The organism is Pseudoxanthomonas sacheonensis (genome assembly GCF_031455975.1).
Classification (GTDB): domain Bacteria; phylum Pseudomonadota; class Gammaproteobacteria; order Xanthomonadales; family Xanthomonadaceae; genus Pseudoxanthomonas_A; species Pseudoxanthomonas_A sacheonensis_A.
The window spans coordinates 299002-323959 of sequence record NZ_JAVDTT010000003.1 but is presented as its reverse complement, the minus strand read 5'-3'; the positions used below and the strand labels follow the sequence as shown (position 1 = coordinate 323959).

27 protein-coding genes are annotated in these 24958 nt (G+C 64.7%); 22 read left to right on the top strand and 5 right to left on the bottom strand.

Annotation, left to right across the window (positions count from 1 at the left end):
* Positions 1-42: 42 nt before the first annotated feature.
* Positions 43-1932, bottom strand: a complete 1890-nt coding sequence (gene parE, locus J2W94_RS13710; protein ID WP_310094467.1) for a DNA topoisomerase IV subunit B — start codon at positions 1930-1932, stop codon at positions 43-45.
* A 168-nt stretch (positions 1933-2100) separates the two neighbouring features.
* On the opposite strand from parE, the gene J2W94_RS13705 reads away from it, so the two are divergent.
* From J2W94_RS13705 to J2W94_RS13660, 10 genes are all read left to right on the top strand, one after another.
* Positions 2101-2355 carry a hypothetical protein gene (locus J2W94_RS13705; protein ID WP_310094464.1) on the top strand — a complete coding sequence of 85 codons (255 nt, stop codon included), beginning with the start codon at positions 2101-2103 and terminating at the stop codon, positions 2353-2355.
* 287 nt (positions 2356-2642) lie between these two features.
* Positions 2643-3257 (top strand): hypothetical protein, encoded by a 615-nt coding sequence (locus J2W94_RS13700; protein ID WP_310094462.1) that lies wholly within the window; start codon positions 2643-2645, stop codon positions 3255-3257.
* A gap of 153 nt (positions 3258-3410) precedes the next feature.
* Positions 3411-5072, top strand: coding sequence for a CTP synthase (locus J2W94_RS13695; protein WP_310094458.1), 1662 nt, complete (start codon positions 3411-3413; stop codon positions 5070-5072).
* On the top strand, positions 5069-5902 hold the full coding sequence (gene kdsA / locus J2W94_RS13690) for a 3-deoxy-8-phosphooctulonate synthase (RefSeq protein ID WP_310094456.1): 834 nt from the start codon (positions 5069-5071) through the stop codon (positions 5900-5902). The genes J2W94_RS13695 and kdsA overlap by 4 nt, the downstream gene beginning before the upstream one ends.
* A 17-nt stretch (positions 5903-5919) precedes the next feature.
* Positions 5920-7206, top strand: a complete 1287-nt coding sequence (gene eno / locus J2W94_RS13685; RefSeq protein WP_310094454.1) for a phosphopyruvate hydratase — start codon at positions 5920-5922, stop codon at positions 7204-7206.
* Between the two features lie 3 nt (positions 7207-7209).
* The gene (gene ftsB, locus J2W94_RS13680) at positions 7210-7551 is read left to right on the top strand and encodes a cell division protein FtsB (protein WP_310094452.1); all 342 of its coding nucleotides are present in this window, start codon (positions 7210-7212) and stop codon (positions 7549-7551) included.
* Positions 7548-8246, top strand: a complete 699-nt coding sequence (gene ispD / locus J2W94_RS13675; RefSeq protein WP_310094884.1) for a 2-C-methyl-D-erythritol 4-phosphate cytidylyltransferase — start codon at positions 7548-7550, stop codon at positions 8244-8246. Before ftsB ends, ispD begins: the two co-directional genes overlap by 4 nt.
* Positions 8247-8317: 71 nt before the next feature.
* The gene (ispF, locus tag J2W94_RS13670) at positions 8318-8815 is read left to right on the top strand and encodes a 2-C-methyl-D-erythritol 2,4-cyclodiphosphate synthase (RefSeq protein ID WP_310094450.1); all 498 of its coding nucleotides are present in this window, start codon (positions 8318-8320) and stop codon (positions 8813-8815) included.
* Positions 8812-9846 (top strand): tRNA pseudouridine(13) synthase TruD, encoded by a 1035-nt coding sequence (gene truD, locus J2W94_RS13665; protein ID WP_310094447.1) that lies wholly within the window; start codon positions 8812-8814, stop codon positions 9844-9846. Before ispF ends, truD begins: the two co-directional genes overlap by 4 nt.
* 137 nt (positions 9847-9983) lie before the next feature.
* Positions 9984-10223 carry a hypothetical protein gene (locus J2W94_RS13660; protein ID WP_310094444.1) on the top strand — a complete coding sequence of 80 codons (240 nt, stop codon included), beginning with the start codon at positions 9984-9986 and terminating at the stop codon, positions 10221-10223.
* Between the two features lie 21 nt (positions 10224-10244).
* On the opposite strand, the gene J2W94_RS13655 is transcribed toward J2W94_RS13660, so the two are convergent.
* Positions 10245-10781 (bottom strand): Smr/MutS family protein, encoded by a 537-nt coding sequence (locus J2W94_RS13655; protein WP_310094442.1) that lies wholly within the window; start codon positions 10779-10781, stop codon positions 10245-10247.
* 72 nt (positions 10782-10853) lie between these two features.
* Between J2W94_RS13655 and surE the strand changes: the two genes are divergently transcribed.
* From surE to J2W94_RS13635, 4 genes are all read left to right on the top strand, one after another.
* Entirely contained in the window at positions 10854-11633 is a 780-nt protein-coding gene (gene surE, locus J2W94_RS13650; RefSeq protein WP_310094439.1) for a 5'/3'-nucleotidase SurE, read from the top strand.
* Positions 11630-12301, top strand: coding sequence for a protein-L-isoaspartate(D-aspartate) O-methyltransferase (locus tag J2W94_RS13645; RefSeq protein ID WP_310094435.1), 672 nt, complete (start codon positions 11630-11632; stop codon positions 12299-12301). The genes surE and J2W94_RS13645 overlap by 4 nt, the downstream gene beginning before the upstream one ends.
* A 269-nt stretch (positions 12302-12570) precedes the next feature.
* Positions 12571-13185 carry a YqaA family protein gene (locus tag J2W94_RS13640; protein WP_310094432.1) on the top strand — a complete coding sequence of 205 codons (615 nt, stop codon included), beginning with the start codon at positions 12571-12573 and terminating at the stop codon, positions 13183-13185.
* Between the two features lie 31 nt (positions 13186-13216).
* On the top strand, positions 13217-13996 hold the full coding sequence (locus J2W94_RS13635; protein ID WP_310094430.1) for a peptidoglycan DD-metalloendopeptidase family protein: 780 nt from the start codon (positions 13217-13219) through the stop codon (positions 13994-13996).
* Positions 13997-14035: 39 nt separating this feature from the next.
* On the opposite strand, the gene J2W94_RS13630 is transcribed toward J2W94_RS13635, so the two are convergent.
* The 3 genes from J2W94_RS13630 to yhbY form a co-directional block, all read right to left on the bottom strand.
* Positions 14036-14686 carry a D-Ala-D-Ala carboxypeptidase family metallohydrolase gene (locus J2W94_RS13630; protein ID WP_310094427.1) on the bottom strand — a complete coding sequence of 217 codons (651 nt, stop codon included), beginning with the start codon at positions 14684-14686 and terminating at the stop codon, positions 14036-14038.
* Complete coding sequence (locus tag J2W94_RS13625; RefSeq protein ID WP_310094425.1) at positions 14683-15057, bottom strand: Mth938-like domain-containing protein; 375 nt, start codon at positions 15055-15057, stop codon at positions 14683-14685. The genes J2W94_RS13630 and J2W94_RS13625 overlap by 4 nt, the downstream gene beginning before the upstream one ends.
* An 87-nt stretch (positions 15058-15144) precedes the next feature.
* On the bottom strand, positions 15145-15450 hold the full coding sequence (gene yhbY / locus J2W94_RS13620) for a ribosome assembly RNA-binding protein YhbY (protein ID WP_310094423.1): 306 nt from the start codon (positions 15448-15450) through the stop codon (positions 15145-15147).
* 102 nt (positions 15451-15552) lie between these two features.
* Between yhbY and rlmE the strand changes: the two genes are divergently transcribed.
* The 8 genes from rlmE (at position 15553) to hflC (ending at position 24698) form a co-directional block, all read left to right on the top strand.
* On the top strand, positions 15553-16185 hold the full coding sequence (gene rlmE, locus J2W94_RS13615; RefSeq protein ID WP_310094420.1) for a 23S rRNA (uridine(2552)-2'-O)-methyltransferase RlmE: 633 nt from the start codon (positions 15553-15555) through the stop codon (positions 16183-16185).
* A 55-nt stretch (positions 16186-16240) separates the two neighbouring features.
* Complete coding sequence (ftsH, locus tag J2W94_RS13610) at positions 16241-18157, top strand: ATP-dependent zinc metalloprotease FtsH (RefSeq protein ID WP_310094417.1); 1917 nt, start codon at positions 16241-16243, stop codon at positions 18155-18157.
* A gap of 201 nt (positions 18158-18358) precedes the next feature.
* Positions 18359-19258 (top strand): dihydropteroate synthase, encoded by a 900-nt coding sequence (folP, locus tag J2W94_RS13605; RefSeq protein ID WP_310094414.1) that lies wholly within the window; start codon positions 18359-18361, stop codon positions 19256-19258.
* Positions 19258-20226: a tRNA (adenosine(37)-N6)-dimethylallyltransferase MiaA gene (gene miaA / locus J2W94_RS13600; RefSeq protein ID WP_310094410.1), complete on the top strand. Its 969-nt coding sequence runs from the start codon at positions 19258-19260 to the stop codon at positions 20224-20226. Before folP ends, miaA begins: the two co-directional genes overlap by 1 nt.
* 113 nt (positions 20227-20339) lie before the next feature.
* On the top strand, positions 20340-20618 hold the full coding sequence (hfq, locus tag J2W94_RS13595) for an RNA chaperone Hfq (RefSeq protein ID WP_310094408.1): 279 nt from the start codon (positions 20340-20342) through the stop codon (positions 20616-20618).
* Positions 20619-21233: 615 nt separating this feature from the next.
* Entirely contained in the window at positions 21234-22556 is a 1323-nt protein-coding gene (hflX, locus tag J2W94_RS13590) for a ribosome rescue GTPase HflX (protein ID WP_310094406.1), read from the top strand.
* A gap of 151 nt (positions 22557-22707) precedes the next feature.
* Positions 22708-23838 (top strand): FtsH protease activity modulator HflK, encoded by a 1131-nt coding sequence (hflK, locus tag J2W94_RS13585; protein WP_310094403.1) that lies wholly within the window; start codon positions 22708-22710, stop codon positions 23836-23838.
* Positions 23835-24698, top strand: a complete 864-nt coding sequence (hflC, locus tag J2W94_RS13580; protein ID WP_310094399.1) for a protease modulator HflC — start codon at positions 23835-23837, stop codon at positions 24696-24698. Before hflK ends, hflC begins: the two co-directional genes overlap by 4 nt.
* Positions 24699-24958: the final 260 nt, after the last annotated feature.

Genomic DNA, 24958 nt, shown 5'->3' with positions numbered 1-24958 from the left:
GCCCGCGCCGTCGCCACGGCAGGTAGTAAGGAATAGCCGTTCTCAGACTTCCAGCGAAGCCAGATCGCCCTTCTGCTCCAACCACGCCTTGCGGTCGGAGGCGCGTTTCTTCGCCAGCAGCATGTCCATCAGCGAACGCGTGCCGCTGTCGTCTTCGTTGGTCAGCTGCACCAGTCGGCGCGTGTCGGGGTGGATGGTGGATTCGCGCAGCTGCGAAGGATTCATTTCGCCCAGGCCCTTGAAGCGGGTGACGTTGACCGCGCCTTTTAGCTTCTCGCGCTCTATTTTCTCCAGCAGCAGGCGCTTCTCTTCCTCGTCCAACGCGTAGAACACCTGCTTGCCCACGTCCACGCGGAACAGCGGCGGCATGGCGACGAAGATGTTGCCGGCCTGCACCAGTGCCGGGAAATGCTTGAGGAACAACGCGGTCAGCAGCGTGGCGATATGCAGGCCGTCGGAGTCCGCATCCGCAAGGATCACCACCTTGCCGTAGCGCAGGCCGGTGATGTCGTCCTTGCCCGGATCGCAACCGATGGCCACGGCCAGGTCGTGCACTTCGTTGGAAGCCAGCACGCCGCCCGAAGCCACTTCCCAGGTGTTGAGGATCTTGCCGCGCAACGGCAGGATGGCCTGGAAATCCTTGTCACGCGCCTGTTTGGCGCTGCCGCCGGCGGAGTCGCCTTCGACCAGGAACAGTTCGGTGCGCGAGAGATCCTGGCTGATGCAATCGGCGAGCTTGCCGGGCAGGGCGGGACCCTGGGTGACCTTTTTGCGGACGATCTGCTTCTCGGTCTTCAGGCGCGCGCTGGCGCGTTCGATCGCCAGCTGGGCGATGCGTTCGCCGAAATCGGTGTGCTGGTTGAGCCACAGCGAGAACGCATCGTGGGCGGCGCCTTCGATGAAGCCGGCGGCCTGCCGCGAGCTCAGGCGTTCCTTGGTTTGGCCGCTGAATTGCGGGTCGGTCATCTTCAGCGACAGCACGAAGGCCACGCGGTCCCACACGTCTTCCGGCGCCAGCTTCACCCCGCGCGGCAGCAGGTTGCGGAAATCGCAGAACTCGCGCAGCGCGTCGGTCAGGCCGCTGCGCAGGCCGTTCACATGCGTGCCGTGCTGGGCGGTGGGGATCAGGTTGACGTAGCTTTCCTGCACCAGTTCGCCCTCGGGAATCCAGGATACGGCCCAGTCCACGATCTCGCTCTGCTTGGACAACTGGCCGGTGAACAGCTCCGGCGGCAGCAGTTCGCGCCCTTGAAGTTCGCCCAGCAGGTAATCGCGCAAGCCGTCCCGGTAATGCCACTCATCGCGCTCGCCGCTGGCCTCGTCGGACAGTTTCACGGTCAGGCCCGGGCACAGCACGGCCTTGGCGCGCAGCAGATGCTTGAGCGCGCGCAGGTTGTATTTCGGCGTGTCGAAGTATTTCGGGTCGGCCCAGAAACGCAGACGCGTGCCGGTGTTCTTCTTGCCGACCGTGTTGACCACTTCCAGCTTGGACGCCGCATCGCCGTCGCGGAATTCCATGCGGTATTCGTTGCCATCGCGCTTGATGAACAACTCCACTTTCTTCGACAACGCATTGACCACGCTGACGCCCACGCCGTGCAGGCCGCCGCTGAAGGTGTAGTTGCGGTTGTTGAACTTGCCGCCGGCATGCAGGCGGGTAAGGATCAGTTCCACGCCGGAGATCTTCTCTTCCGGGTGGATATCCACCGGCATGCCGCGGCCGTCGTCGCTGACCTGGCAGCTGCCGTCCTTGAACAGGATCACTTCGATCTCGCTGGCATGCCCCGCCAGCGCTTCGTCGACCGCGTTGTCGATGACTTCCTGGGCCAGATGGTTGGGCCGGGTGGTGTCGGTGTACATGCCTGGACGGCGTTTGACCGGGTCCAGGCCGGAAAGGACTTCGATGTCGGCTGCGTTGTAGCGGGTATTCATGGAATGGGCAGGACTTTTTCTAGGGCGACTACAGCCCCGAAGTGTGCGGCTTGGGGTCATTTTTTGCACGTTCAGTAGCAAGTAGGTCGGGGGGGACTAATGTTTCGCGTAGTCCGCACGGCAACGTAGACGTCATATGTCCCAGCCGGCAGCAAACGGAGAATCTCAATGAACAAGCGCATCCTGCTCATCCTTGGCGTCATCACCGCCGCTGTGACCGCCACGGCGGCGTTTGCCCAGTCCAAGGCCGACACCAAGGCTGACCGCACCGCGGAAGCGGCAGGGGACGAACAGTCCGACGCCGACAAGAAGGCCCAGCGCCGCGCCCAGAACGAAGCCGCCGCCGCAGCCAAGGCCAAAGCCAAAGGCGAAAGCGGAAAGAAATCGGACACCGAGGAAGAAGAGGAAGAGCGCAAACCTTGATTGCGCGCCCTTCTTCCGACGAATAAGTAGTTAAGGGCTCGTCTGGCCCAAAAGCGCCCCGCATGTCGGGGCGCTTTTTTTGTTGTCGGGCGTTCATCCGTTTTTGCGTCGCAACTCTCTGTATTGAAAAAGGTTTTTGGCGAAGAACGACTGGCCTTTATCTATTCGCCGGCGCGGGTGAGGGTGGTTCAGCCCGGAGCCGGCAGGCATTGCCTAGGGTCGGCCCGCTGCTGCAAGCAGAGCGGCTCTGATGTGTCCCCCGACAGATAGAAACGAGGATATCGACCATGAAGCAGAACAAATATTTCCTGCCCATCCTGCTCGCCACTTCGCTGGCCGCCCCCATCGCGTCCGCTCAGGTGTTGGGCGGCAACTTAGGTGTTGGCGGCGGTGCGGGCGTACAGACAGGACCCGCCAACGTGAGCGGTGTCGTAGGCGCGCGCGCCGAGGTAGGCGCCAATACCGACGCGGTCGAGCAGACCACGCGTGCCGCCCGCAGGACCGTCGCTCGCGCCAACGCCGAAGGAGCGGCCGCTACCTCGGCGGCAGCATCGGCAGGCACGCAGGCGGTCGACAGCGCTACAGGTGCGACGCAGGCCGCCGGCGACGCGACGTTGGGCGCCGTCGGTGGCCTCTCCAAAGCGGCGACCCGGTCGTCGGGACAGGCGAGCACTAGCGTCGGCGCGGACGCCGCGGCCAACGGAGCGCTTCATGCCGATGACCAGGCGGTAACGAGCGTATCCGGCAATGCGACGGCGGCGACCCATAGCGCTATCACCAGCCAGCCGACCGATACGGCGTCGGGCGGCGCCAAGAAGTCCTGGAGCGAGCGCCGGGCAGAGCGCAAGGCAGCGCGCCAGGAAGAGGCTGGCCAGGACAAGCGGGATCGCAGCGAGCGCTGAGTCGGGAATTACCTACCAGCCGAGCACTTGGACGCCCCGATTCACCGGGGCGTCCGCATTTTGGACCTGCTGGAACAAGGACCCGACCACAAGTCAACGGTGCGGCCGGGCCCGCCAACCGGTAAACTATGGCTTTCCGGGAGGCCTCGAGCCATGACCCCCCTGATTTTCGTTACCGGCGGTGTAGTGTCCTCGCTTGGCAAGGGCATCGCCGCCGCTTCGCTTGCCTCTATCCTCGAAGCCCGCGGCCTGCGGGTCACGATGATGAAGCTGGACCCCTACATCAACGTCGATCCGGGCACCATGAGCCCGTTCCAGCACGGCGAGGTCTACGTCACCGACGACGGTGCCGAAACCGACCTGGATCTGGGCCACTACGAGCGTTTCGTTCGCACCCGCCTGAGCCGCAAGAACTCGGTCACCACCGGGCGCATCTACGAGAACGTGATCCGCAAGGAACGCCGCGGCGACTACCTGGGCGCCACCGTGCAGGTCATTCCGCACATCACCGACGAGATCAAACGCTGCATCGATGAGGCCACCGCGGGCTTCGATGTGGCCCTGGTCGAGATCGGCGGCACCGTCGGCGACATCGAATCGCTGCCGTTCCTGGAAGCCATCCGCCAGATCCGTACCGAGCGCGGCCAGGAAAAGGCGATGTTCATGCACCTGACCCTGGTGCCTTACATCGCCGCTGCCGGTGAGCTGAAGACCAAGCCCACGCAGCACTCCGTGAAAGAACTGCGCTCGATCGGTATCCAGCCCGACGTATTGCTGTGCCGCAGCGAACAACCGCTGCCGGATTCCGAACGCCGCAAGATCGCCTCGTTCACCAACGTGCCCGAGCGCGCCGTCATCACCGCGCGCGACGTCGATGTTCTCTACAAGATCCCGCTGGAACTGCACGAACAGCACCTGGACGAGATCGTGGTCAACCAGCTGAAGCTGCCGGTGACCGGTCCCGCCGATCTTTCGGAATGGGAAGCGGCAGTCGACGCCACGCTCAATCCGCTCGATGAAGTCACCATCGCTGTGGTCGGCAAGTACGTGGACCACAAGGACGCCTACAAGTCCGTCGGCGAGGCGCTGAAGCACGGCGGGCTGCGCCAGCGTACGCGGGTGAATCTGAAATGGCTGGAAGCCCAGGAGTTGGAAGGCGGAGACATGTCGGCCCTGGGGGATGTCGATGGCATTCTGGTGCCGGGCGGTTTCGGCGATCGCGGCTTCGAGGGTAAGGTCGTGACCGCGCGTTACGCACGCGAACACGGCGTGCCGTATTTCGGCATCTGTTACGGCATGCAGGCCGCGGTGGTTGATTACGCGCGCAACATCCTTGGCATGGAAGACGCCAACAGTACCGAGAACGACAAACAGTCCTCGCACCCGGTGATCGGTCTGATCACCGAATGGCGCACCGCCACCGGCGAGGTGGAAAAGCGGGACGAACGCACCGATTTGGGCGGCAGCATGCGCCTGGGCTTGCAGGAAGCGCGTCTGAAACCGGGCACGCTGGCGCGCGAGCTGTACGGCAAGGACGTGGTGGCCGAACGCCACCGCCATCGCTATGAATTCAACAATCGCTACCGCACCCAGATGGAAGACGCCGGCCTGGTGATTTCCGCCAAATCCATGGACGACCTGCTGGTGGAGATGATCGAACTGCCGCGCAGCCAGCATCCATGGTTCCTGGCCTGCCAGGCGCATCCCGAATTCCTCTCCACGCCGCGCGACGGCCATCCGCTGTTCGTCGGTTTCATCCGCGCCGCGCGCGAAATGAAGGCGGGCGGCAAGCTGCTCAAGGAAGCACGTGCATGAAGCTTTGTGATTTCGAAGTCGGCCTCGATAAACCTTTTTTCCTCATCGCCGGTCCCTGCGTCATCGAATCGATGCAGTTGCAGTTGGATGTCGCCGGCAAGCTGAAAGAGATCACCAGCAAGCTGGGTATCAATTTCATCTTCAAATCCAGCTTCGACAAGGCCAACCGCACTTCCGGTACCAGCTTCCGCGGTCCCGGACTGGAGGAAGGACTGAAGGTGCTCGCCGAAGTGAAGAAGCAGATCGGCGTGCCGGTGCTGACCGACGTGCACGAGTACACGCCGCTGGACGAAGTCGCCGCGGTGGTCGACGTGCTGCAGACTCCGGCGTTCCTGTGCAGGCAGACCGACTTCATCCACAAGGTCGCCAGTGCCGGCCTGCCGGTCAACATCAAGAAAGGCCAGTTCCTGTCGCCCTGGGAAATGAAGCACGTCACCAACAAGGCCAAGGCCACCGGCAACCAGCAGATCATGGCTTGCGAACGCGGCGCCAGCTTCGGTTACAACAATCTCGTCTCCGACATGCGCTCGCTCAGCGTGATGCGCGACACCAGTTGCCCGGTGGTGTTCGACGCCACCCATTCGGTGCAGTTGCCTGGGGGCATGGACGGAAAATCCGGCGGCCAGCGCGAATTCGTGCCGGTGCTTGCGCGCGCCGCGATGGCGGTGGGCATCGCCGGCATCTTCATGGAAACGCACCCCAAGCCGGAAGAGGCGCTTTCCGACGGGCCCAACGCGTGGCCGCTGGGCAAGATGGAGGCGCTACTCGAAACGCTGATGGCGCTGGACAGCATCACCAAGAAGAACGGTTTCCTCGAATCCTCCCTTTGAATCGGCACTCGACCCCCATGACCTCAATCACCAAGATCCACGCCCGCGAAATCCTCGACAGCCGCGGCAATCCCACCCTGGAAGCGGAAGTCACGCTCGAGGACGGTTCCTTCGGCCGTGCCATGGTGCCCTCGGGCGCCTCGACCGGTTCCAAGGAGGCGGTCGAGTTGCGCGACGGCGACAAGACCCGTTACCTGGGCAAAGGCGTGCAACACGCCGTGGCCAACGTCAACGGCGCCATCGCCACCGCGCTGAAAGGCTTCGATGCGGCCGACCAGGAAGGCCTGGATCGTCGCCTGATCGATATCGACGGTACCGAGAACAAGGGTCGCCTGGGCGCCAACGCGCTGCTCGGGGTTTCGCTGGCCAACGCGCATGCAGTCGCCGCCTCCAAGAAGATGCCGCTGTGGCAGCACTTGGCCAACGGCAGCGATGTCGTATTGCCGGTGCCGATGATGAACATCATCAACGGCGGCGCGCATGCCGACAACAATGTCGATCTGCAGGAATTCATGGTGCTGCCGGTCGGTTTCGATTCCTTCGCCGAATCGCTGCGCGCCGGCACCGAAATCTTCCATGCGCTCAAGTCGGTGCTCAAAGGCCATGGCCTGAGCACGGCGGTGGGCGACGAGGGCGGTTTCGCACCGGACCTGCGCAGCAATGTCGAGGCGCTGGATACCATCCTGGAAGCGATCGGCAAGGCCGGCTACAAGGCGGGCGAGGACATTCTGCTGGGTCTGGACGTGGCCAGTTCGGAGTTCTACGACAACGGCAAATACCACTTGATGGGCGAGGGCAAGCGCCTGACCTCGGAGCAGTTCACCGACTTCCTGGCCGACTGGGCCGCCGAGTATCCGATCATCACCATCGAAGACGGCATGGCCGAGGACGACTGGGCGGGCTGGAAGCTGCTGACCGATCGCCTGGGCAAGAAAGTCCAGTTGGTCGGAGACGACTTGTTCGTCACCAATCCGAAGATCTTCAAGCAGGGCATCGAGTCCGGTACCGCCAACGCGATCCTGATCAAGGTCAATCAGATCGGCACGCTCACCGAGACGCTGGAAGCCGTTTCCATGGCCCACCACGCCAACTACGCGGCGATCATTTCGCACCGTTCCGGCGAGACCGAAGACACCACCATCGCCGATATCGCGGTGGCCACCACCGCCACGCAGATCAAAACCGGGTCGCTGTGCCGCAGCGATCGCGTCGCCAAGTACAACCAGTTGCTGCGGATCGAAGAAGCGCTCGGCAAGCGCGCGCGTTACGCCGGCCGCGACGCATTCGTGTCGTTGAAGCGGTAAGCGATGCGGCGCCTAGGCTGGCCACTGCTGATCTTGGCGCTGCTGTTCGGATGGCTGCAGTACCGCTTGTGGTTCGGCGAAGGCAGTTGGGGCGAGGTCACTGGCTTGCAGAACCAAGTGGCTCACCAGCGGCGCGACAACCAGGGCCTGCAGGAACGCAACAATGCCCTGGCGGCCGAAGTCGAGGACCTCAAATCGGGTGAAGAAGCGGTGGAAGAGCGCGCGCGCAGCGAGCTGGGCATGATCAAACCGGGCGAGAAGTTCTACCGCGTGGTGGAATCGCCCTCTGCGCCCGCACCGGTCACGGAAGAAACCGCTGCTCCGCAGCCGGAGCAAGGCCGCTGATGCCCGGCATCTGGGTCGTTGTGCCAGCCGCTGGCCGTGGCACTCGTTTCGGCAGTGAAATCCCCAAGCAGTATTTGAGTGTCGGCGGACAGCCGTTGATCGCCTACGCCCTTGCAGCTCTGTTCGCGCATCCCGCAGTGGAAGGCGCCGTAGTCGCGCTGTCGGAGAACGACACCGACTGGCCGGGCTGGGACAGCTTCAGTGGCAAGCCGATCCTGACCTGCGTTGGCGGCACCACCCGTGCCGAATCGGTGCTGGCTGCGCTCAATACCTTGCCGGCCGAGATTAGGGCCGATGATTTCGTCCTGGTGCATGATGCGGCGCGGCCGAACTTGGGCCAGGACGATCTGCAGCAACTGCTGGAGCGTGGCCGCAACGATCCGGTGGGCGCGATACTAGCGGCGCCGGTGCGCGACACGCTGAAACGCGCCGGCGACGACGGCGGCATCGACGGCACCGAGCCACGGCAACGGCTATGGCGGGCGTTGACGCCGCAACTGTTCCGGCGCCTGCAGCTGTCGCGGGCGTTGGAAGAGGCCGGCAAGGCGGGTGTCGAGGTCACCGACGAATCCATGGCGATGGAGCTGCAGGGTTTGCGGCCGCTGCTGATCGAAGGCAGCGAGGACAATTTCAAGATCACCACGCCGGCCGACCTTTCGCGTTTCGAGTTCATACTTTCGAAGCGTGAGGCGTGAGGTGATCACTGCCCGTCATTCCCTTCGCGGGAATGACGGCAATAGCCATCAATGGAATCTGGACGCACCGCATGCACAACACTTCCAATATTCGCATCGGCCAGGGCATAGACGTCCACGCCTTCGGCGTCGGCGACCACCTCATGCTCGGCGGCGTGCGCGTGCCTCACGATCGCGGCGTCGAAGCGCACAGCGACGGCGACGTGGTGATCCACGCGCTGTGCGACGCGATGCTGGGCGCGCTGGCGCTGGGCGATATCGGCAGGCATTTCCCGCCGTCCGATCCGCAATGGAAAGATGCGGACAGCCGTTCCTTCCTTCGCCATTGCAACGCGCTGATCAGCGGAAACGGCGGTTGGCGCGTGGGCAATGCCGACATCACCGTGATTTGCGAACGCCCCAAAGTCGGTCCGCATGCGGAAGCGATGCGCGTGCTGATCGCCGCCGACCTCGGCATCGACACCGACGCGGTCAGCGTCAAGGCCACGACCAGCGAGAAACTCGGTTTCACCGGCCGTGGCGAGGGCATTGCCGCCCAGGCGGTAGTGCTGCTGGTCAAGGCCAGGTGACCCAGCCGCTACCCAGTGCCTTCGGCGCAGCGGTGCTCAGCGCCCGCATCCGCACCACCGTAGAGGATTTCTTCGTCGAGGAAATCGCGGGGTTCGAGCCCAGTGGGGAAGGCGAGCATCTGTTGCTGACCATCGAAAAACGCGGCCTCAATACCGCCGCGGTGGCCAAGCGCCTGGCCGATTGGGCCGGGCTGCCGGAAATGGCCATCGGCTACGCGGGCATGAAGGACCGGCACGCGGTGACGCGCCAGCGATTCAGCGTGCACTTGCCCAAACGCATCGCGCCGGACCCGATGCGCCTACAGTCCGAAGATCTGGAGGTGCTGTCCTCCACCTGGCATAACCGCAAATTGCCGCGGGGTGCACTGGCCGGAAACCGTTTCGTGCTGGTCCTGCGCGACGTGACGGGCGAGCGTGCGCTCATCGAGGAGCGTCTGCGGCAGATCGCCGCCCGCGGCCTGCCCAACTGGTTCGGCGAACAGCGGTTCGGCCGGGGCGGCGACAACGTCGAATCGGCGCTGTCGATGTTCGCGGGCCGTCGCGTGCGCCATGACCAGCGTTCGATCCTGCTTTCCGCAGCGCGCTCGGAGCTATTCAATCGTGTGCTGGCCGCGCGCGTACGCGACGCCAGTTGGGACGCGGGACTGGAAGGCGAGGTCTGGATCCTGGCGGGCAGCCGCAGCGTATTCGGACCAGAACCCTGGGACGAGACATTGGCCGATCGCCTGGCCCGTTTCGATATCCACCCCAGCGGGCCGTTGTGGGGGGCAGGAGAGCCGCGTAGCACGGCGCGCTGCGCCGAGGTCGAGCGAGCGGCTTTGGACGGCGAAGATGGGCTGATGTTCCGCAAAGGCCTGGAAGACGCGGGGCTGAAACAGGAGCGTCGTGCCCTGCGTCTGGTCGCCGAAGGGCTGACTTGGACATGGCTGGACGAGGCCGTGCTATCGCTGTCGTTCTCGCTGCCGCCCGGCAGCTACGCCACCGCCTTGCTCCAAGAGCTCGGCGAAATCACCGATGCCGCGCGGAATTGATGCCGTTCGTCGGAAAGCCTTGGTAGGTACTGGAACGCTGGCGGGCGCGGCGTATAAGCCGAATTGACGTCTGGAGATTCATTATCGGCATATCCGCCGGACGCCGCGGATTTATGGCTTTCGAACCGGAGGGTGTCATGAAGACTCTTTTGAGAATCACGGCTTTGTCATTGGGACTGTTGCTGCTTGTGGGTTGCGCAAGCACGCAGAAAACCACTTATCGCGACACGGTGCCGAAGCAGCAGGTCATGGAATACACCGGGCATGACGCAAGGTATATGGCCATGGTCGAAGAGATGGCGAAGGAACGCGGGATTCAGGTGGTGTGGGTGAATCCGCCGAGGAAACACGCGCCAGCGGTGGCGGCGGTAGAATAATCCCGGCGCCATATACGGGATTCAGCGCCGAGCCAACAACACCAATGCGGCGCCGGTACCGCCTTGCGCGGCCGGCGCGGAGTGGAACGCGAGTATGTCGGCGCGTTGCCTCAGCACGCGGTCGACCAGGTTTTTCAATACCGGCATTCCGCCATCGTCGCGCTGGCCCTTGCCGTGGATGATGCGCACGCAGCCGAACTCGTGGGCGTGAGCTTCGGCAAGGAAATGCCTCAACATCGATTCGGCCTGCAGCAGGGTGGCGCCGTGCAGATCCAGTTCGTCCTGCGCCGAGAAGCGTCCCCGTTTCAATCGTTGGAAGACCGCAGGCGGCACCGAATCGCGCCGGTAACTCAGGGTATCGCCCGCTGCCAATGCGGAAAGATCGTCAAGTCCACGCTGGAATTCGCTGCGCGCATCCTGCTCGTCGCGTTCGGCCATGCGCGCAAGGGCCCTGGGTTTGGGTTTGCTGGGAGCCGGCGATGATTCCGGCAAAGGCTTGACGGGTCCTATCGCTTCGCGGAACAGCGCGGCATCGTCGTCGTCGGATGGTATCGGCATGGTCGCAGGTTAACGGCATCGGGGCGGTGCGCAAGAGCGTGCGGTATCATGGGTCCGTACCTGAGGAACCCCATGCGCGTACTGGTAAGTAACGACGACGGCGTAGACGCCCCCGGCATCCGAATCCTTGCGGAGGGCCTGCGCGCCGCGGGCCATGAAGTCCTGGTGGTGGCGCCAGACCGCGACCGCTCCGGCGCCAGCAATTCGCTGACCCTGGATCTGCCCATCCGCATCAAGAAGCTGGACGAGCAGACCTGGCGTGTCGCCGGCACGCCTACCGATTGCGTGCATCTGGCGCTGACGGGAATGCTGGACATCGAACCCGATATCGTCGTGTCCGGCATCAACAACGCCGCCAATCTGGGCGATGACGTGATCTATTCGGGAACCGTGTCGGCGGCGATGGAAGGACGTTTTCTGGGGCTGCCCGCAGTGGCGGTGTCGCTGGTCACCACCGATCACAAGGCCAATAATTTCGCGACTGCGGCGCGCGCCGCAGTGGAGATCGTGGCGCGGCTGAATTCCGATCCGCTGCCGGCCGACACCATCCTCAACGTCAACGTGCCCGATTTGCCGTGGGACCAGATCGCCGGCTTCGAAGTCACCCGGCTGGGCAATCGCCACCGTTCCGAGGCCTGCCTGCCGCAACCCGATCCGCGTGGCGGCACGGTGTACTGGATCGGGCCGGCCGGGCCGGAGCAGGACGCCGGCGCCGGCACCGATTTCCATGCCGTACGCACCGGTTTCATTTCCATCACGCCGATCCATGTCGATTTGACGCGCTTCCAGGCGCTGGAAAAAGTCGCCAGCTGGGTCGGCGGCCTGAGCGCTTCGCTGGAGGCATCGGCGTGACGCCACGGTTACGGGAGGCCGTAGGGCAGGGCATGACTTCTCAGCGCGTTCGCGACCGTCTGGTCGAGCGTTTGCGCGAAAAGGGCATTCGCGACGAGAACGTGCTCAATGCCGTGCGTACGGTGCCGCGCCATCTGTTCGTCGATGAAGCGTTGGCGACCCGTGCCTATGAAGACACCGCTTTGCCCATCGGCCACAGCCAGACCATTTCCCAGCCGTGGGTGGTGGCGCGCATGACCGAGGCGTTGCTGCAGAACGCGACACCGAAAAAAGTGCTGGAGATCGGCACCGGTTCCGGCTACCAGGCCGCTATTTTGGCGGCGCTGGGGCTGGAGGTGTACACGGTCGAACGCATCGGCGACCTGCTGCGGCAGGCGCGCAAGCGTCTGCGCCAGTTGGGCATGAACGTTCGCAGCAAGCATGACGACGGGCGCATCGGTTGGACCGAGCACGCGCCCTACGACGCGATCATCGTCACCGCCGCAGCGCCCGCGCTGGTGAATGCGCTGGTCGATCAGCTCGCGGTCGGCGCGCACCTGGTCGCGCCGGTGGGCGGCGCCTCGTCGCAATCGCTGATCAAGCTGACCAAGCGCGAAGACGGCGGCGTGGACGAAGAGGTGCTGGCGCCGGTGGTGTTCGTTCCGCTGCTGTCCGGTACATTGGACTAGGGCCTGTGAACGCTATTCGGATAGGTCACGTTGCTTCGCCCAGGCCGTCAGGTGTTCGTGCGCGGCGCAGCGGCAGGCTGGCCGCCTGTTCAAGCCGTGCGCGGGCGCATGGCGGCCTGGGCGCAGCAACCCGAAGGGCCGCACCTGAGTGCGCACAGGGCAGCGTCATCATTCGGTCGTGTATCGACATACACTTCCTCATTCTTCCTTGCCCTGCACGCACTCAGGTGCGGCGTGGCCTATCCGAATAGCGTTCACAGGCCCTAGGCATGAAAATATTCGGACCGCTGTACGCCCGCGCCATCCAGTGGGCGCAACACCGGCATGCGCCCAGGATGCTGGCCGGACTGAGTTTCGTCGAAGCCATCATCTTTCCGGTTCCGCCGGAAGTCATGCTCGCGCCGATGTCGCTGGCGCAACCGAAACGCGCGCTTTGGTTCGCCACCTTGAGCCTAATCGGTTCGCTCGCCGGCGCGTTGGTCGGATACGCGTTGGGTCACTACGCGTTCGAAGCGCTGAAACCGGTGATCGAATGGTTGGGCTGGAGCGCCGGAATAAACGAGCAGGTGACGCATCTGCGGCAGGTCGTGGCGGAGTCGCCATGGAAAGCGTTCTGGTTGCTGGTGCTCGCCGGATTCACGCCGATCCCGCTGAAGATATTCACCTGGGCCTCAGGCATTGTCGGTGTGCCGCTGTTACCGTTCCTTGCCAGCATGCTGGTGGGTCGCGGCAAGCGCCTCTATCTGGTGGCAGGCGCGATCAAACTTGGAGGCGCGCGAGCCGAGGCGGCGCTGCATCGCTGGATCGAACCGATAGGCTGGGTCTCCACGGTGGTGCTGGTGGCGTTGATCGGCTGGTTGGTGTGGAAAGCGAACGGCGGATGACGCGGAACAACGACGGAATGACGAACGGAAAATGACCAACAGAAGCGGATGGATTACGCATAAGACAGTAGCCGCCATGGCCGTGGTCGCCTTGTTGGCGGCATGCAGCAGCAGTGTCGTGCGCGAAACTTCCCCGTCGTCCTACCCCTCGCAGCGCATCGTCTCGAAACCCAAATACGGTGCGACCGTGCGCGTGCAGCGCGGCGATACCCTGTTCGGAGTCGCCTTCCGCAACGATATCGACTACCGGGATCTGGCCGCCTGGAACAACATCAGTTCGCCCTATACGATCTATCCCGGGCAGAGCCTCCGGCTTTATCCGCCCAGTGGCGGCAGGACCGCGGGCGACACGCGCCCGGCGACCACCGTCGTCCGACCCGCGCCTGCCGTTCCCAAGCCGCCCGTCGCGGCCAAGCCGGCGCCGGGACCGGCCAGCAGCGGCTTCAATTGGCGTTGGCCGGCCGAAGGCGTGGTCATTGGACGCTTCACCAGCGGCGACGCCACCAAGCAGGGCGTCGACATCGCCGGCGCCAATGGCCAGGCAGTGCGCGCGGCCAGCGACGGCGTGGTGGTGTATTCGGGCGGCGGCCTGGTGGGTTACGGCGAACTGATCATCATCAAGCACAGCGAATCGTGGCTGTCCGCTTACGGCCACAACCGCAAGCGCCTAGTCAACGAGGGCCAGAACGTAAAGGCCGGACAGCAGATTGCGGAGATGGGCCGCAGCGGCGCCTCGCGCGACATGCTGCATTTCGAGATCCGCTACAACGGCAAGCCTGTGGATCCCTTGCAGTACCTGCCGAAGCGTTGAACCCGTCGCCGTAGAGCGAATCCAGTCGTACGACCGGCGCTATGACGCTGACGCACGCGGACTGCACAACGACGTCCGCCAAGTGTGATCGCTGCCCCAAGTACGGAAGCCGGATGTGTCCAGATGGATCCGGGTATCGGTGTAGAAGCCGAGCCCCAGCTTCAATGCCGGCCCTTTGCTACGCCAGAAATCGCATAGCCGCTCGACGTTGTCCGGCGACTCCGAGAGGTCGAAATCCAGGGCGTTGTTCGATAGATGGCGGCTGCGCGCACTGCCTCCGGCGCAGCGGTTGAGCGTCCCCTCGCGATAACCGGAAGCGACCTTGCGGCCGTCGACCAGTCCGGCTGTCTGCAACTGACGCAACGCGCGCAGCGTGGGCAGGATATTCGGCCACAGCGCACGCGGCGGCAAAGCGAATTCCCCGGCATTGCATTCGCGCCAGCTTCGCGCGCTTCGCAATAGCGCGGGCATCGGCGCGACGTCGTCCAGGCCTTGGCGTTGGAGGTATTGCCGATATTCTGCGACGCCTGCCGCTGCGGTGGTTGCGCTCCAGTCCTCGAAGCGGTCTTTCGACGCGGCGGGTGCGCATGCCGCCAACAGCGCGGCCGCCAACAGCGCTCCCAGAGATACGAGCGCGGCCGCTTTCTTCGCGACCGCGGTCGTCGCCCGCGAGCCTGCGGCCGGGATCATGGCGCCAATAGGAATCCCGCCACCACGCGCCGGCCTTCGCCGGCCAGCACATTGAACGTGCGCGCGGCGGCGGCATTGGTCATCACTTCGATGCCGATGCCGCGGGTCAGGCAGGCCGCCATCACCGCCGCCGCCGGAAACACCTGGCGCTCGCCGGTGCCCAGCAGTACCAATTCCGGGTTCATGGCCAGCAGCGGCGCGAGATCTTCCGGCACCAGCGCCGAGCTTTCGCGAACGGCCCAGCCCTCCAGCAACTCGTTCGGCGCCAAGATGAAGCTGGCTTCCAACACCCGCTCGTTGACTTTGGCGCTGTGGCCGTCGGCCGCGCGCAGGGCGTAGGTGTAGTCGGGGAGCTCGTGGTTCAGTTGCATGGGAGGAGCTGTAAAGGGAAAAGGGTAAGTGGCAAGGGGTAAAAGCGCGATTTCAACTATTCCCACTTCACTATTGACCCTTTACCGCTATTTGCGGGGCAGCACGATCTGGCGGTGGTCCTTGCTCGGCCGGTACAGCACCGCCACATGGCCGATGCGCTGCACCAGGGCGGATCCGGTCTTCTCCACGATTTCCCCGATCATGGCATCCCGCGCTTCGCGATCTTCGGCGCCGATCTTCACCTTGACCAGTTCGTGCTGTTCCAGCACCGCATCCAGTTCGGCGAGGAAGGCCGAGGTAAGTCCTTTGGCGCCGATCTGCAGCAGGGCTTTCAGGTCGTGGGCCTGGCCACGCAGGAAGCGCGACTGGCTGGAGGTCAAAGCTGTGGACATGCGCTGCGGTACGGGGTCTCGAGGGGGTTCAGGGTATCATGGCCGCCCCACCGAACCCCTTTCTCCAGCCGCCTGCGCGCGGTCCGGGGGACTGACGCGCCCATGGCCACCCGCAGCAAAAGCAGCCAACGCTGGCTCAAAGAGCACTTCGCCGACCCTTATGTGAAGAAGGCGCAGGCCGAGGGCCTGCGTTCGCGTGCGGCCTACAAGCTGGAAGAGCTGATCGAGCGCGATCGCCTGCTCAAGCCGGGCATGGTGGTGGTCGACCTGGGCGCCGCCCCGGGCGGCTGGTCGCAGTTCGTGCGCAAGGCGCTGGGCGACAGCGGCCGGGTGGTGGCGATGGACATCCTGGAGATGCCCAGTTTGGCCGGGGTGGACTTCCTTCATGGGGATTTCAGGGAGGATGACGTCCTATCGCAACTGGAAGCCATGTTGAACGGCCATCCCGTGGACCTTGTGCTGTCGGATATGGCCCCCAATAAGAGTGGTGTGGACGCGGTCGACCAGCCGCGCATGATGCATCTGGCCGAGCTGGCGATGGATTTCGCCGACGGCCATCTGAAACCCGGCGGGGCGTTCCTGATCAAGGTATTCCAGGGCACGGGTTTCGATGACTACGTGCGCGAACTGCGGCGGCGCTACGAAAAAGTGGTCATCCGCAAGCCGGATGCCTCGCGCAAGCGCTCCCCGGAAGTCTATGCGCTGGGGCAGGGCAAGCTTCTGCACATGAAATGACGTGGTTCGTTGTAGTCTTCCAATCGAGTTATAGGAAACACCGGAGTCAATGAGGATGAACGGCTTGAGCAAGAATCTGCTGCTGTGGGTAGTCGTCGCCGTCGTGCTGATGGTGGTGTTCCAGAGTTTTTCGCCGAAGTTGGGCGCCGCCGCCGGCGCCGAGACCAACTATTCGCAGTTCCTGCAGGAAGTGGACAACGGTTCGGTGGCGTCGGTGAATTTCACCAACGACAGCAACCTGGTCACCAACGCGATCCAGTACAAGCGCACCGATGGCACGGCCGGGACGGTCTACGGGCCGCAGGACAACTACCTGGTCAACATGCTGGTGAAGAAGAACGTCGCCATCACCCGCGAGAAGCCGGCCAGCGGCCTGTCCCTGGGTTCCATCCTGATGACCTTCCTGCCGGTGCTGCTGATCATCGGCTTCTGGATCTTCATGATGCGGCAGATGCAGGGCGGCGGCGGCGGGGCCAAGGGCGCCATGTCCTTCGGTAAGTCGCGCGCCAAGCTGCAGGGCGACGACCAGATCAAGGTGACTTTCGCCGACGTGGCCGGTTGCGACGAGGCCAAGGAAGAAGTCAGCGAACTGGTCGAGTTCCTGCGCGATCCGGGCAAGTTCCAGAAGCTGGGCGGCAAGATTCCGCGCGGCGTGCTGATGGTCGGCCAGCCCGGCACCGGCAAGACCCTGCTAGCCAAGGCCATCGCCGGCGAAGCCAAGGTGCCGTTCTTCAGCATCTCCGGTTCGGACTTCGTGGAGATGTTCGTCGGCGTCGGCGCTAGCCGCGTGCGCGACATGTTCGACCAGGCCAAGAAGCACGCGCCGTGCATCATCTTCATCGACGAAATCGACGCCGTCGGCCGCCATCGCGGCGCCGGTCTGGGCGGCGGTCACGACGAACGCGAGCAGACTCTCAACCAGTTGCTGGTGGAGATGGACGGTTTCGAAGGCGGCGAAGGCGTGATCGTGATCGCCGCCACCAACCGTCCCGACGTGCTCGATCCCGCGCTGTTGCGTCCGGGCCGTTTCGACCGCCAGGTCGTGGTCGGCCTGCCCGACGTCAAGGGCCGCGAACAGATCCTGCGCGTGCATATGCGCAAGCTGCCGCTGGCCGACGACGTGGTGCCGATGGTCATCGCCCGCGGCACCCCCGGTTTCTCCGGCGCGGACCTCGCCAACCTCTGCAACGAGGCGGCGCTGTTCGCTGCGCGCGAGAGCGGCAAGGAAGTGCGCATGGACCACTTCGACAAGGCCCGCGACAAGATCCTGATGGGCGCCGAACGCCGTTCCATGGCCATGAGCGAGGACGAAAAGACCCTCACCGCCTACCACGAGGCCGGCCACGCCATCGTCGGACGCCTGGTGCCGGAACACGACCCGGTCTACAAGGTCACCATCATCCCGCGCGGTCGCGCGCTGGGCGTGACCATGTACCTGCCCGAAGGCGACAAGTACAGCTATAACCGCACCGCCATCGAGTCGCAGCTGTGCTCGCTGTACGGCGGCCGCGTCGCCGAAGAATTGATCTTCGGCGCCGACAAGGTCACCACCGGCGCTTCCAACGACATCGAGCGCGCCACCAAGATGGCCCGCAACATGGTCACCAAGTGGGGATTGTCCGACGAGATGGGTCCGATCGCCTACAGCGAGGACGAGGACGAAGTGTTCCTCGGCCGTTCGGTCACTCAGCACAAGAGCGTCTCCGACGACACCGCGCGCAAGATCGACGAAGTCGTACGCGGCATCCTGGACAAAGCCTACAACCGCACCAGCGCGCTGTTGAAGGAGAACATCGAGAAGCTGCACACGATGGCCAAGCTGCTGTTGGAATACGAGACCATCGACGTGCCGCAGATCGACGCGGTGATGGAAGGCCGCGATCCGCCGCCGCCGATGGGCTGGACCAAGCCGGACGACCGGGGCGATGCGCGTCCGTTGCCTCCGATCGGCGGGCCTGCCGCGCAGACCTGATGCATTAGGCCCCTCTCCCACCGGGAGAGGGGTTGGGGTGAGGGTACGGCTAAAGTGGCGAGGGCGCAGTTCGCGGTTATTTGGCCGCATCCGCAAAGCCGCTTGTTGCCAAACCTCGCAAAGTGGCTGGATTTCACTCTGCCGTACCCTCATCCGGCCCTTCGGGCCACCTTCTCCCGACGGGAGAAGGGAAGGAGCGCCATGTTCGATATCACCCCGCAACTCGATTGCGCCGGCCGCATCCTCAAACTGGACCGCCCTCAGGTGATGGGCATCGTCAACGTCACCCCGGATTCCTTCTCCGACGGCGGTACGCACGACACCCTGGAAACCGCGGTGGCGCATGCGTTGAAGCTGGTGGAGGAGGGCGCCGACCTGCTCGACATCGGCGGCGAATCCACGCGTCCGGGCGCGGAACAGGTTTCCATCGAGGAAGAACTCCGCCGCGTGATTCCGGTGATCGAGCAATTGGCGAAGCGAATCCCGCTGCCGATCAGCATCGACACTTCCAAGCCGGAAGTGATGCGCGCCGCGGTCGCGGCGGGCGCGGGCATGATCAACGACGTCTACGCATTGCGCCGCGAAGGCGCGCTGGAGGCGGCCGCGGCGCTGGGCGTGCCGGTCGTGCTGATGCACATGCTGGGCGAACCGCATTCCATGCAGCAGGCGCCCGATTACGACGACGTGGTCGGCGATGTGCACCGCTTCCTGACCGAGCGCATCTTCGCCGCCGAGATGTCCGGCATCGCCAAGAAGAACCTCATCGTCGATCCGGGTTTCGGCTTCGGCAAGAACACCCCGCACAACCTGTCGCTGCTCGCGCAACTGGAACGTTTCGCCGAACTGGGCATGCCCGTGCTCGCCGGCCTGTCGCGCAAGCGCACCCTCGGCGAACTCACCGGCCGCGACGCTGCGCAGGAGCGCGTCGCCGCTTCGGTGGCCGCTCATCTCATCGCCGCGCAGCGCGGCGCGCTGATCCTGCGCGTGCACGACGTGGCCGCCACGGTGGATGCGCTGAAGATCTGGAATGCAGTCGCGGCGGTTCCGATGCCGCGCGGCAAAACCCAGGCGCCGACGATCCGCTGGCCGGACGACGATTGATGGTGGCCGATCGCCGGCCGATCGCCCTCGCCCTGATGGGTCCCACCGCCTCGGGCAAGACCGCATTGGCGATGGAATGGGCGCAACGCCTCGACGGGGAAATCGTCAGCGTCGATTCGGCGCTGGTCTATCGCGGCCTGGACATAGGCGCGGCCAAGCCGGATGCGGCCATGCTCGCGGCAGTACCGCATCACCTGATCGATGTGCGCGAGCCGTGGCAGCCTTATTCGGCGGCGGAGTTCGCCACCGATGCGCGCGCCGCGCTGGATGCGATTGCCGCGCGCGGCAAGATCCCGATCCTCGCCGGCGGCACCGGGCTGTATTTCCAGGCCCTGCTGGAAGGGCTGGCGCCGATGCCCGAAGCGGATCCGGCGGTCCGCGCGATCATCGCCGGCGAAGCCGCGGACAAGGGCTGGCCGGCGCTGCATGCCGAGCTGGCCAAGGTCGACCCGCGCGCCGCGGCGAAGATCAAAGCCACCGATCCGCAACGCATCCAGCGCGCGCTGGAAGTGTTCCGTCTCAGCGGCAAGCCCATCAGCGAATGGCAGGCGGCGTCCGTGCGCGAGCGTCTGCCGTTCCGCGTGCTCAAACTGGTGCTTTCGCCGCGCGACCGTGCGCTGCTCCACCAGCGCATCGAGTTGCGGTTCGACGCGATGCTCCAGGCCGGCTTCCTGCAGGAAGTGCATCGTTTGCGCGATCTGCCGCAGTTGCAGGCGATCGACAAGCCGCTGGATCTGCCGGCGATCCGTGCCGTCGGTTACCGGCAGGCCTGGGAATACCTCGATGGAACCGTCCCGGAAGCCGAGTTCCGCGACCGCGCCATCTTCGCCACACGCCAGTTGGCCAAGCGCCAGCTCACCTGGCTGCGCGGCCAGCAGGACGCGCGTTGGTTCGATCCGCTGACCGATCGTCAGGCCCTGGAAGCGGCCCTGGCCCTGTTCCTGCCCTCGAATCTGGGCACTGGGTAGCTGGTCAAGCGCCCGATGTTGTGTAACATCGGGTCACCGGACCACGGCAGGGGAGCCTTGCGCCGTTCCGGACCAATAAAAACAACACCTATTGAAATAGGCGGGAGTTAGAAATGTCCAAGGGGCAATCCTTGCAGGATCCTTTCCTGAATGCGTTGCGCCGTGAGCGGGTGCCGGTTTCGGTCTACCTGGTCAACGGCATCAAGCTGCAGGGCACGATCGAGTCGTTCGATCAGTTCGTCGTATTGCTGCGCAATACGGTCAGCCAGATGGTCTACAAGCACGCCATTTCCACGGTGGTGCCGGCGCGCAATGTGCGGGTTGGGCCGGGTGGCGGGTATGTGCAGGGCAATGAGGACGGCAGCGAGGAAGGCGGCGACGAGAACGAGTAGGGTTGCTGTTTTTTCTCTGGCGATCCGACTGTTCCGACGTCTTTCCAGTTCGCAGCGTCGTTCCAAATCATGACGTCATCCCAGCGGCCTTCAACAGCGCAGCTGGTCAAGCTGGGATCCATCTTGATCTTGCTTCTGCTTCTGCCTCCTCCCTTGCGCGCAGCGCAGGGGAGGATTGAGGAGGGGTGCTTTTGATCTTGCTCCTGCCGTCATCCTCGGTTTTTGCCGTCATCTCCGCGAAGAGCCTGCCCTCGAGTACTTTAGTTGGGGGCGGGGACCCAGCGACTTTGGCTTTTGGGATTTGCTCCTTGAGGCAGAAGCATTTCGCGCTTCGCGCGAGTTACTTTCTTTGCTTGTGCAAAGAAAGTAACCAAAGAAACACACCCTAACGCCGCGCCCCACGATGAAGCCGTGGGGTCCGCAAGCGCGCCGGGAATTTCCGTAAGGCGCATCCTGCGCCTACGGAAACGGCGCACATCCCTGTGCGCCGCCCTTCGGGTTTTTCCCGGCCCGCTTGCCGCGGCTCACGGGGCTCGAAGAGCGAGTAAAGGCCAAATCTGAAGCAAAAGCGGCTTGTCCCTTTGTAATCCGGGCTTCTGCCCCCACACTTGTCCCATGTTCGAAAGATCCAGAAAGGGCGAGCACGCCCTGTTGATACAGCCCATGCGCTCGGGTTCCGGGGGAAGTTCGCCCGATGACGGGGCGCAGGAGGAATTCGCCGATCTGGCCCGTTCCGCCGGGGCGTCCATCGCCGCGGTGATCACCGCGCGGGTGGATAAGCCCAGTCCGTCGACCTATATCGGCAGCGGCAAGCTGGATGAGGTGAAGGCCGCGGCCGACGCCACCGGCGCCGATCTGATCCTGGTCAACCATTCCCTGTCGCCGGGACAGGAGCGCAATCTGGAGAAATTCCTGGAGCGCCGGGTGCTGGACCGCACCGGGCTGATCCTGGACATCTTCGCCCAGCGCGCGCGCAGCTTCGAAGGCAAGCTGCAGGTGGAACTGGCCCAGCTGCAGCACATGGCCACGCGCCTGGTCCGCGGCTGGACCCACTTGGAACGCCAGCGCGGCGGTTCCATCGGCCTGCGCGGTCCCGGCGAAACCCAGCTGGAAACCGACCGTCGACTCCTGCAAAAACGCGTCGACCAACTGCAGAAGCGCCTGGAAAAAGTGGAAGTGCAGCAGACCCAGATGCGCCGCGCCCGCGTGCGCAGCGAGATGCCGCGGGTGGCTCTGGTCGGCTACACCAACGCCGGCAAATCGACCCTGTTCAACGCCATGACCGGCTCGGACGCCTACGCGGCCGACAAACTGTTCGCCACCCTGGATCCCACCGTGCGCCGGGTGAATCTGCGCGGCGGCGCGATCATGCTCTCGGACACGGTCGGCTTCGTGCGCGATCTGCCGCACGAACTGGTCGCCGCGTTCCGTTCCACCTTGTCCGAGGCCCGCGAGGCCGACCTGCTGCTGCACGTCATCGACGCCGCCGATCCGCTGCGCGAGGACCGCATCGCCCAGGTCGATTCGGTGCTGCAGGACATCGGCGCCGGCGACATTCCGCAGGTGCTGGTCTACAACAAGATCGACCGAATCGAAGGTGCCGAGCCGCGCCGCGACGTTCCCAACGAAGGCCGCGAACGCGTCTGGCTATCCGCCCGCGACGAACTGGGCCTGGACCTGCTGGAAGAAACGCTGGCCCAGCGTTTGTCGCTGGTGCGCGTGCAGGGCCCGCTGCATCTGCCGGCCGCGCATTCCGAACGCCTGCGTTCGCGCCTGCATGCCCTGGGCGCGGTGCGCGCCGAAACCCACGACGAGGACGGCTGGCATCTGCAAGTCGACCTCTCGCTCGCCGACGCCCAGCGCCTGGCGGTGCAGGCCGGCGGCGCGCCGCTGGAGGCGCTGCTGCCCGAAGTGCTGCCAGAGGAATGGATGGCATAGGGCGGGCCCCGGCCCGCCGCCTGCAGCAGGCATTGGCGCGACCACCCCTGCCCAAAGTCAGGCTTGTCCGGCGGGCGGTACGGCCCTATCTAGTAGAATCGAACCTCGCAGTGGGCCCTGGCCTGCACGACCATACAAACGTGGAGTAGGCATGGCCTGGAACACCCCTGGTAGCAGCGGCAACGGATCGAACGGCGACGGCGAAAAGCCCAGGCCCAACCCTTGGAAGCCGAAAGGCAACAAGGGCGGCGGCAACGATCTGAACGGCCTGCTGGACCGCCTGCGCGGCCTGTTCGACGGCAGCGGCGGCAATCCGTTGCGCTGGGTGGCCCTCGGCCTGGCCCTGCTGATCGTGTTCAGCAGCTTCCAGCTGATCGGCGAACAGCAGCGCGGCGTGGTCCTGCGCTTCGGCGAGTTCGCCCGCATCATGCAGCCCGGCCCCAACTTCAAGTGGCCCTGGCCCATCGAAAGGGTCACCAAGGTCAACGCCACCGAAATCAAGACCTTCAGCAACACCGTGCCGGTGCTGACCAAGGACGAGAACATCGTCACCGTCTCGCTCAACGTGCAGTACCGCATCAGCGATCCGCGCCTGTACCTGTTCGGCTCGCGCAACGCCGACGAAGTGCTCAAGCAGGCCGCCCAGAGCGCCGTGCGCGAACAGGTCGGCCGTTCCGACCTGGACACCGTCCTCGGCATGCGCGGCCCGCTGGGCAGTTCGGCCAGGGAGCGCCTGCAGCACTCGCTCGACGCCTACCGCACCGGCCTAGTCGTGACCGAACTCAACCTGCCCGACGCGCGCCCACCCACCGAAGTGCAACCCGCCTTCGACGAGGTCAACAGCGCCCAGCAGGTCCGCGAAAGCCTGGTCAACCAGGCTCAGGCCTACGCCGCCAAGGTCGTGCCCGAAGCCCGCGGCGAAGCGGCGCGCCTGCGTACCACCGCCGACGGCTACAAGACCGCCGCCGTGGCCCGCGCCACCGGCGACGCCGCCCGCTTCAGCCTGCTGCAGGAACAGTACAAGTCCGCGCCCGATGTCACCCGCAAGCGCCTGTGGCTGGAAACCGTGCAGCACGTGCTGGCGCAGAACCGCAAGGTCGTCGGCGGCGACGGCAAGCAGCTGATCTACGTGCCGATGCCCGCGCAGAACGGCGCGCCGGCCGCGCCCGCACCGGCGGTGCTGCCCAGCGACGTGCTGATGCCGCCCGTGCGCAGCACCGTGCCTGCCAATTCGAACGAACGCCCTGCGCGACCCACCGGCCGTGAGGAGGTCGAACGATGAAAACTTCCTTCTACGCCGCCATCGTGGCCGTGATCCTGTTCGGCCTGCTCGGCTCGGTCTACATCGTCCGCGAGGACCAGACCGCGCTGGTGTTGAACCTGGGCCGGGTGGCCCGCGCCGACATCAAGCCGGGCCTGCATTTCAAGGTGCCGCTGGTGGAAACCGCGCGCGTGTTCGACCGCCGCTTCCAGATCCTGGAAACCGCGCCTGAGCGCTACCTGACCCTGGAACGCAAGGACGTCAGCGTCGACTTCTTCGCCGTGGGCTACATCTCCGACGTGCGCGCCTTCTATCGCGCCACCGGCGGCGAAGAGAAGACCGCCAACGAGCGCCTGGCGCCCATCATCACCGACTCGCTGCGCAACGAAATCAACTCGCGCACCCTGCAGCAGCTGGTGTCCGGCGACCGCAACGACATCGTGGTCAAGCAGCTCACCGCCATCAACGAAGGCGCCGCCACCCTGGGCATGCACATCACCGACATCCGTCTGAAGCAGATCGACCTGCCCACCGACAGTGAAGTGATCAAGCAGGTGTACGAGCGCATGCGCGCCCAGCGCATGCAGGTGGCCAGCAAGCTGCGCGCCGAGGGCGAAGAGCAGGCCCGCACCATCCGCGCCTCCGCCGACCGCGACCAGACCGTGCTGGTGGCCGAAGCCGAACGCGATGCGCAGAAGCTGAAAGGCGAGGGCGATGCCGAAGCGGCCCGCATCTACGCCGAGGCCGCCAACCGCGATCCGTCGTTCTACGCGTTCCAGCGCAGCCTGGAGGCCTACCGCACCTCCTTCTCCGACGGCCAGAGCGTCATCGTCCTGGACAAGGACGATCCGTTCCTGCAGTACATGAAGAGCGATCGCTGACCCGCTTTCCTTCTCCCACCGGCGCCCCGTAGGGGTGTGCAAGGCTGAGAAGGTGGCGCGAAGCGACGGATGAGGGAATGGAAATTCCGCTTGTAGTGGAGTTCCCGTGGGTCCGAATTCCCCCTCCCTCATCCGCCCTACGGGCACCTTCTCCCAATGGGAGAAGGGAAGATAGAGGTAGCCCCCGCCCCCCAAAACCCGGATAATGCACAAAAGCCGGATGGGGACTCTTCTCCCCTCCGGCTTTTTCTGCGTCTAGG

Coding starts and splice junctions, on each gene's coding strand:
- parE (WP_310094467.1), bottom strand. CDS start 1,932: ATGAATACCCGCTACAACGCAGCCGACATCGAAGTCCTTTCCGGCCTG.
- J2W94_RS13705 (WP_310094464.1), top strand. CDS start 2,101: ATGAACAAGCGCATCCTGCTCATCCTTGGCGTCATCACCGCCGCTGTG.
- J2W94_RS13700 (WP_310094462.1), top strand. CDS start 2,643: ATGAAGCAGAACAAATATTTCCTGCCCATCCTGCTCGCCACTTCGCTG.
- J2W94_RS13695 (WP_310094458.1), top strand. CDS start 3,411: ATGACCCCCCTGATTTTCGTTACCGGCGGTGTAGTGTCCTCGCTTGGC.
- kdsA (WP_310094456.1), top strand. CDS start 5,069: ATGAAGCTTTGTGATTTCGAAGTCGGCCTCGATAAACCTTTTTTCCTC.
- eno (WP_310094454.1), top strand. CDS start 5,920: ATGACCTCAATCACCAAGATCCACGCCCGCGAAATCCTCGACAGCCGC.
- ftsB (WP_310094452.1), top strand. CDS start 7,210: ATGCGGCGCCTAGGCTGGCCACTGCTGATCTTGGCGCTGCTGTTCGGA.
- ispF (WP_310094450.1), top strand. CDS start 8,318: ATGCACAACACTTCCAATATTCGCATCGGCCAGGGCATAGACGTCCAC.
- J2W94_RS13660 (WP_310094444.1), top strand. CDS start 9,984: ATGAAGACTCTTTTGAGAATCACGGCTTTGTCATTGGGACTGTTGCTG.
- J2W94_RS13655 (WP_310094442.1), bottom strand. CDS start 10,781: ATGCCGATACCATCCGACGACGACGATGCCGCGCTGTTCCGCGAAGCG.
- surE (WP_310094439.1), top strand. CDS start 10,854: ATGCGCGTACTGGTAAGTAACGACGACGGCGTAGACGCCCCCGGCATC.
- J2W94_RS13640 (WP_310094432.1), top strand. CDS start 12,571: ATGAAAATATTCGGACCGCTGTACGCCCGCGCCATCCAGTGGGCGCAA.
- J2W94_RS13635 (WP_310094430.1), top strand. CDS start 13,217: ATGACCAACAGAAGCGGATGGATTACGCATAAGACAGTAGCCGCCATG.
- J2W94_RS13630 (WP_310094427.1), bottom strand. CDS start 14,686: ATGATCCCGGCCGCAGGCTCGCGGGCGACGACCGCGGTCGCGAAGAAA.
- J2W94_RS13625 (WP_310094425.1), bottom strand. CDS start 15,057: ATGCAACTGAACCACGAGCTCCCCGACTACACCTACGCCCTGCGCGCG.
- yhbY (WP_310094423.1), bottom strand. CDS start 15,450: ATGTCCACAGCTTTGACCTCCAGCCAGTCGCGCTTCCTGCGTGGCCAG.
- rlmE (WP_310094420.1), top strand. CDS start 15,553: ATGGCCACCCGCAGCAAAAGCAGCCAACGCTGGCTCAAAGAGCACTTC.
- ftsH (WP_310094417.1), top strand. CDS start 16,241: ATGAACGGCTTGAGCAAGAATCTGCTGCTGTGGGTAGTCGTCGCCGTC.
- folP (WP_310094414.1), top strand. CDS start 18,359: ATGTTCGATATCACCCCGCAACTCGATTGCGCCGGCCGCATCCTCAAA.
- miaA (WP_310094410.1), top strand. CDS start 19,258: ATGGTGGCCGATCGCCGGCCGATCGCCCTCGCCCTGATGGGTCCCACC.
- hfq (WP_310094408.1), top strand. CDS start 20,340: ATGTCCAAGGGGCAATCCTTGCAGGATCCTTTCCTGAATGCGTTGCGC.
- hflX (WP_310094406.1), top strand. CDS start 21,234: ATGTTCGAAAGATCCAGAAAGGGCGAGCACGCCCTGTTGATACAGCCC.
- hflK (WP_310094403.1), top strand. CDS start 22,708: ATGGCCTGGAACACCCCTGGTAGCAGCGGCAACGGATCGAACGGCGAC.
- hflC (WP_310094399.1), top strand. CDS start 23,835: ATGAAAACTTCCTTCTACGCCGCCATCGTGGCCGTGATCCTGTTCGGC.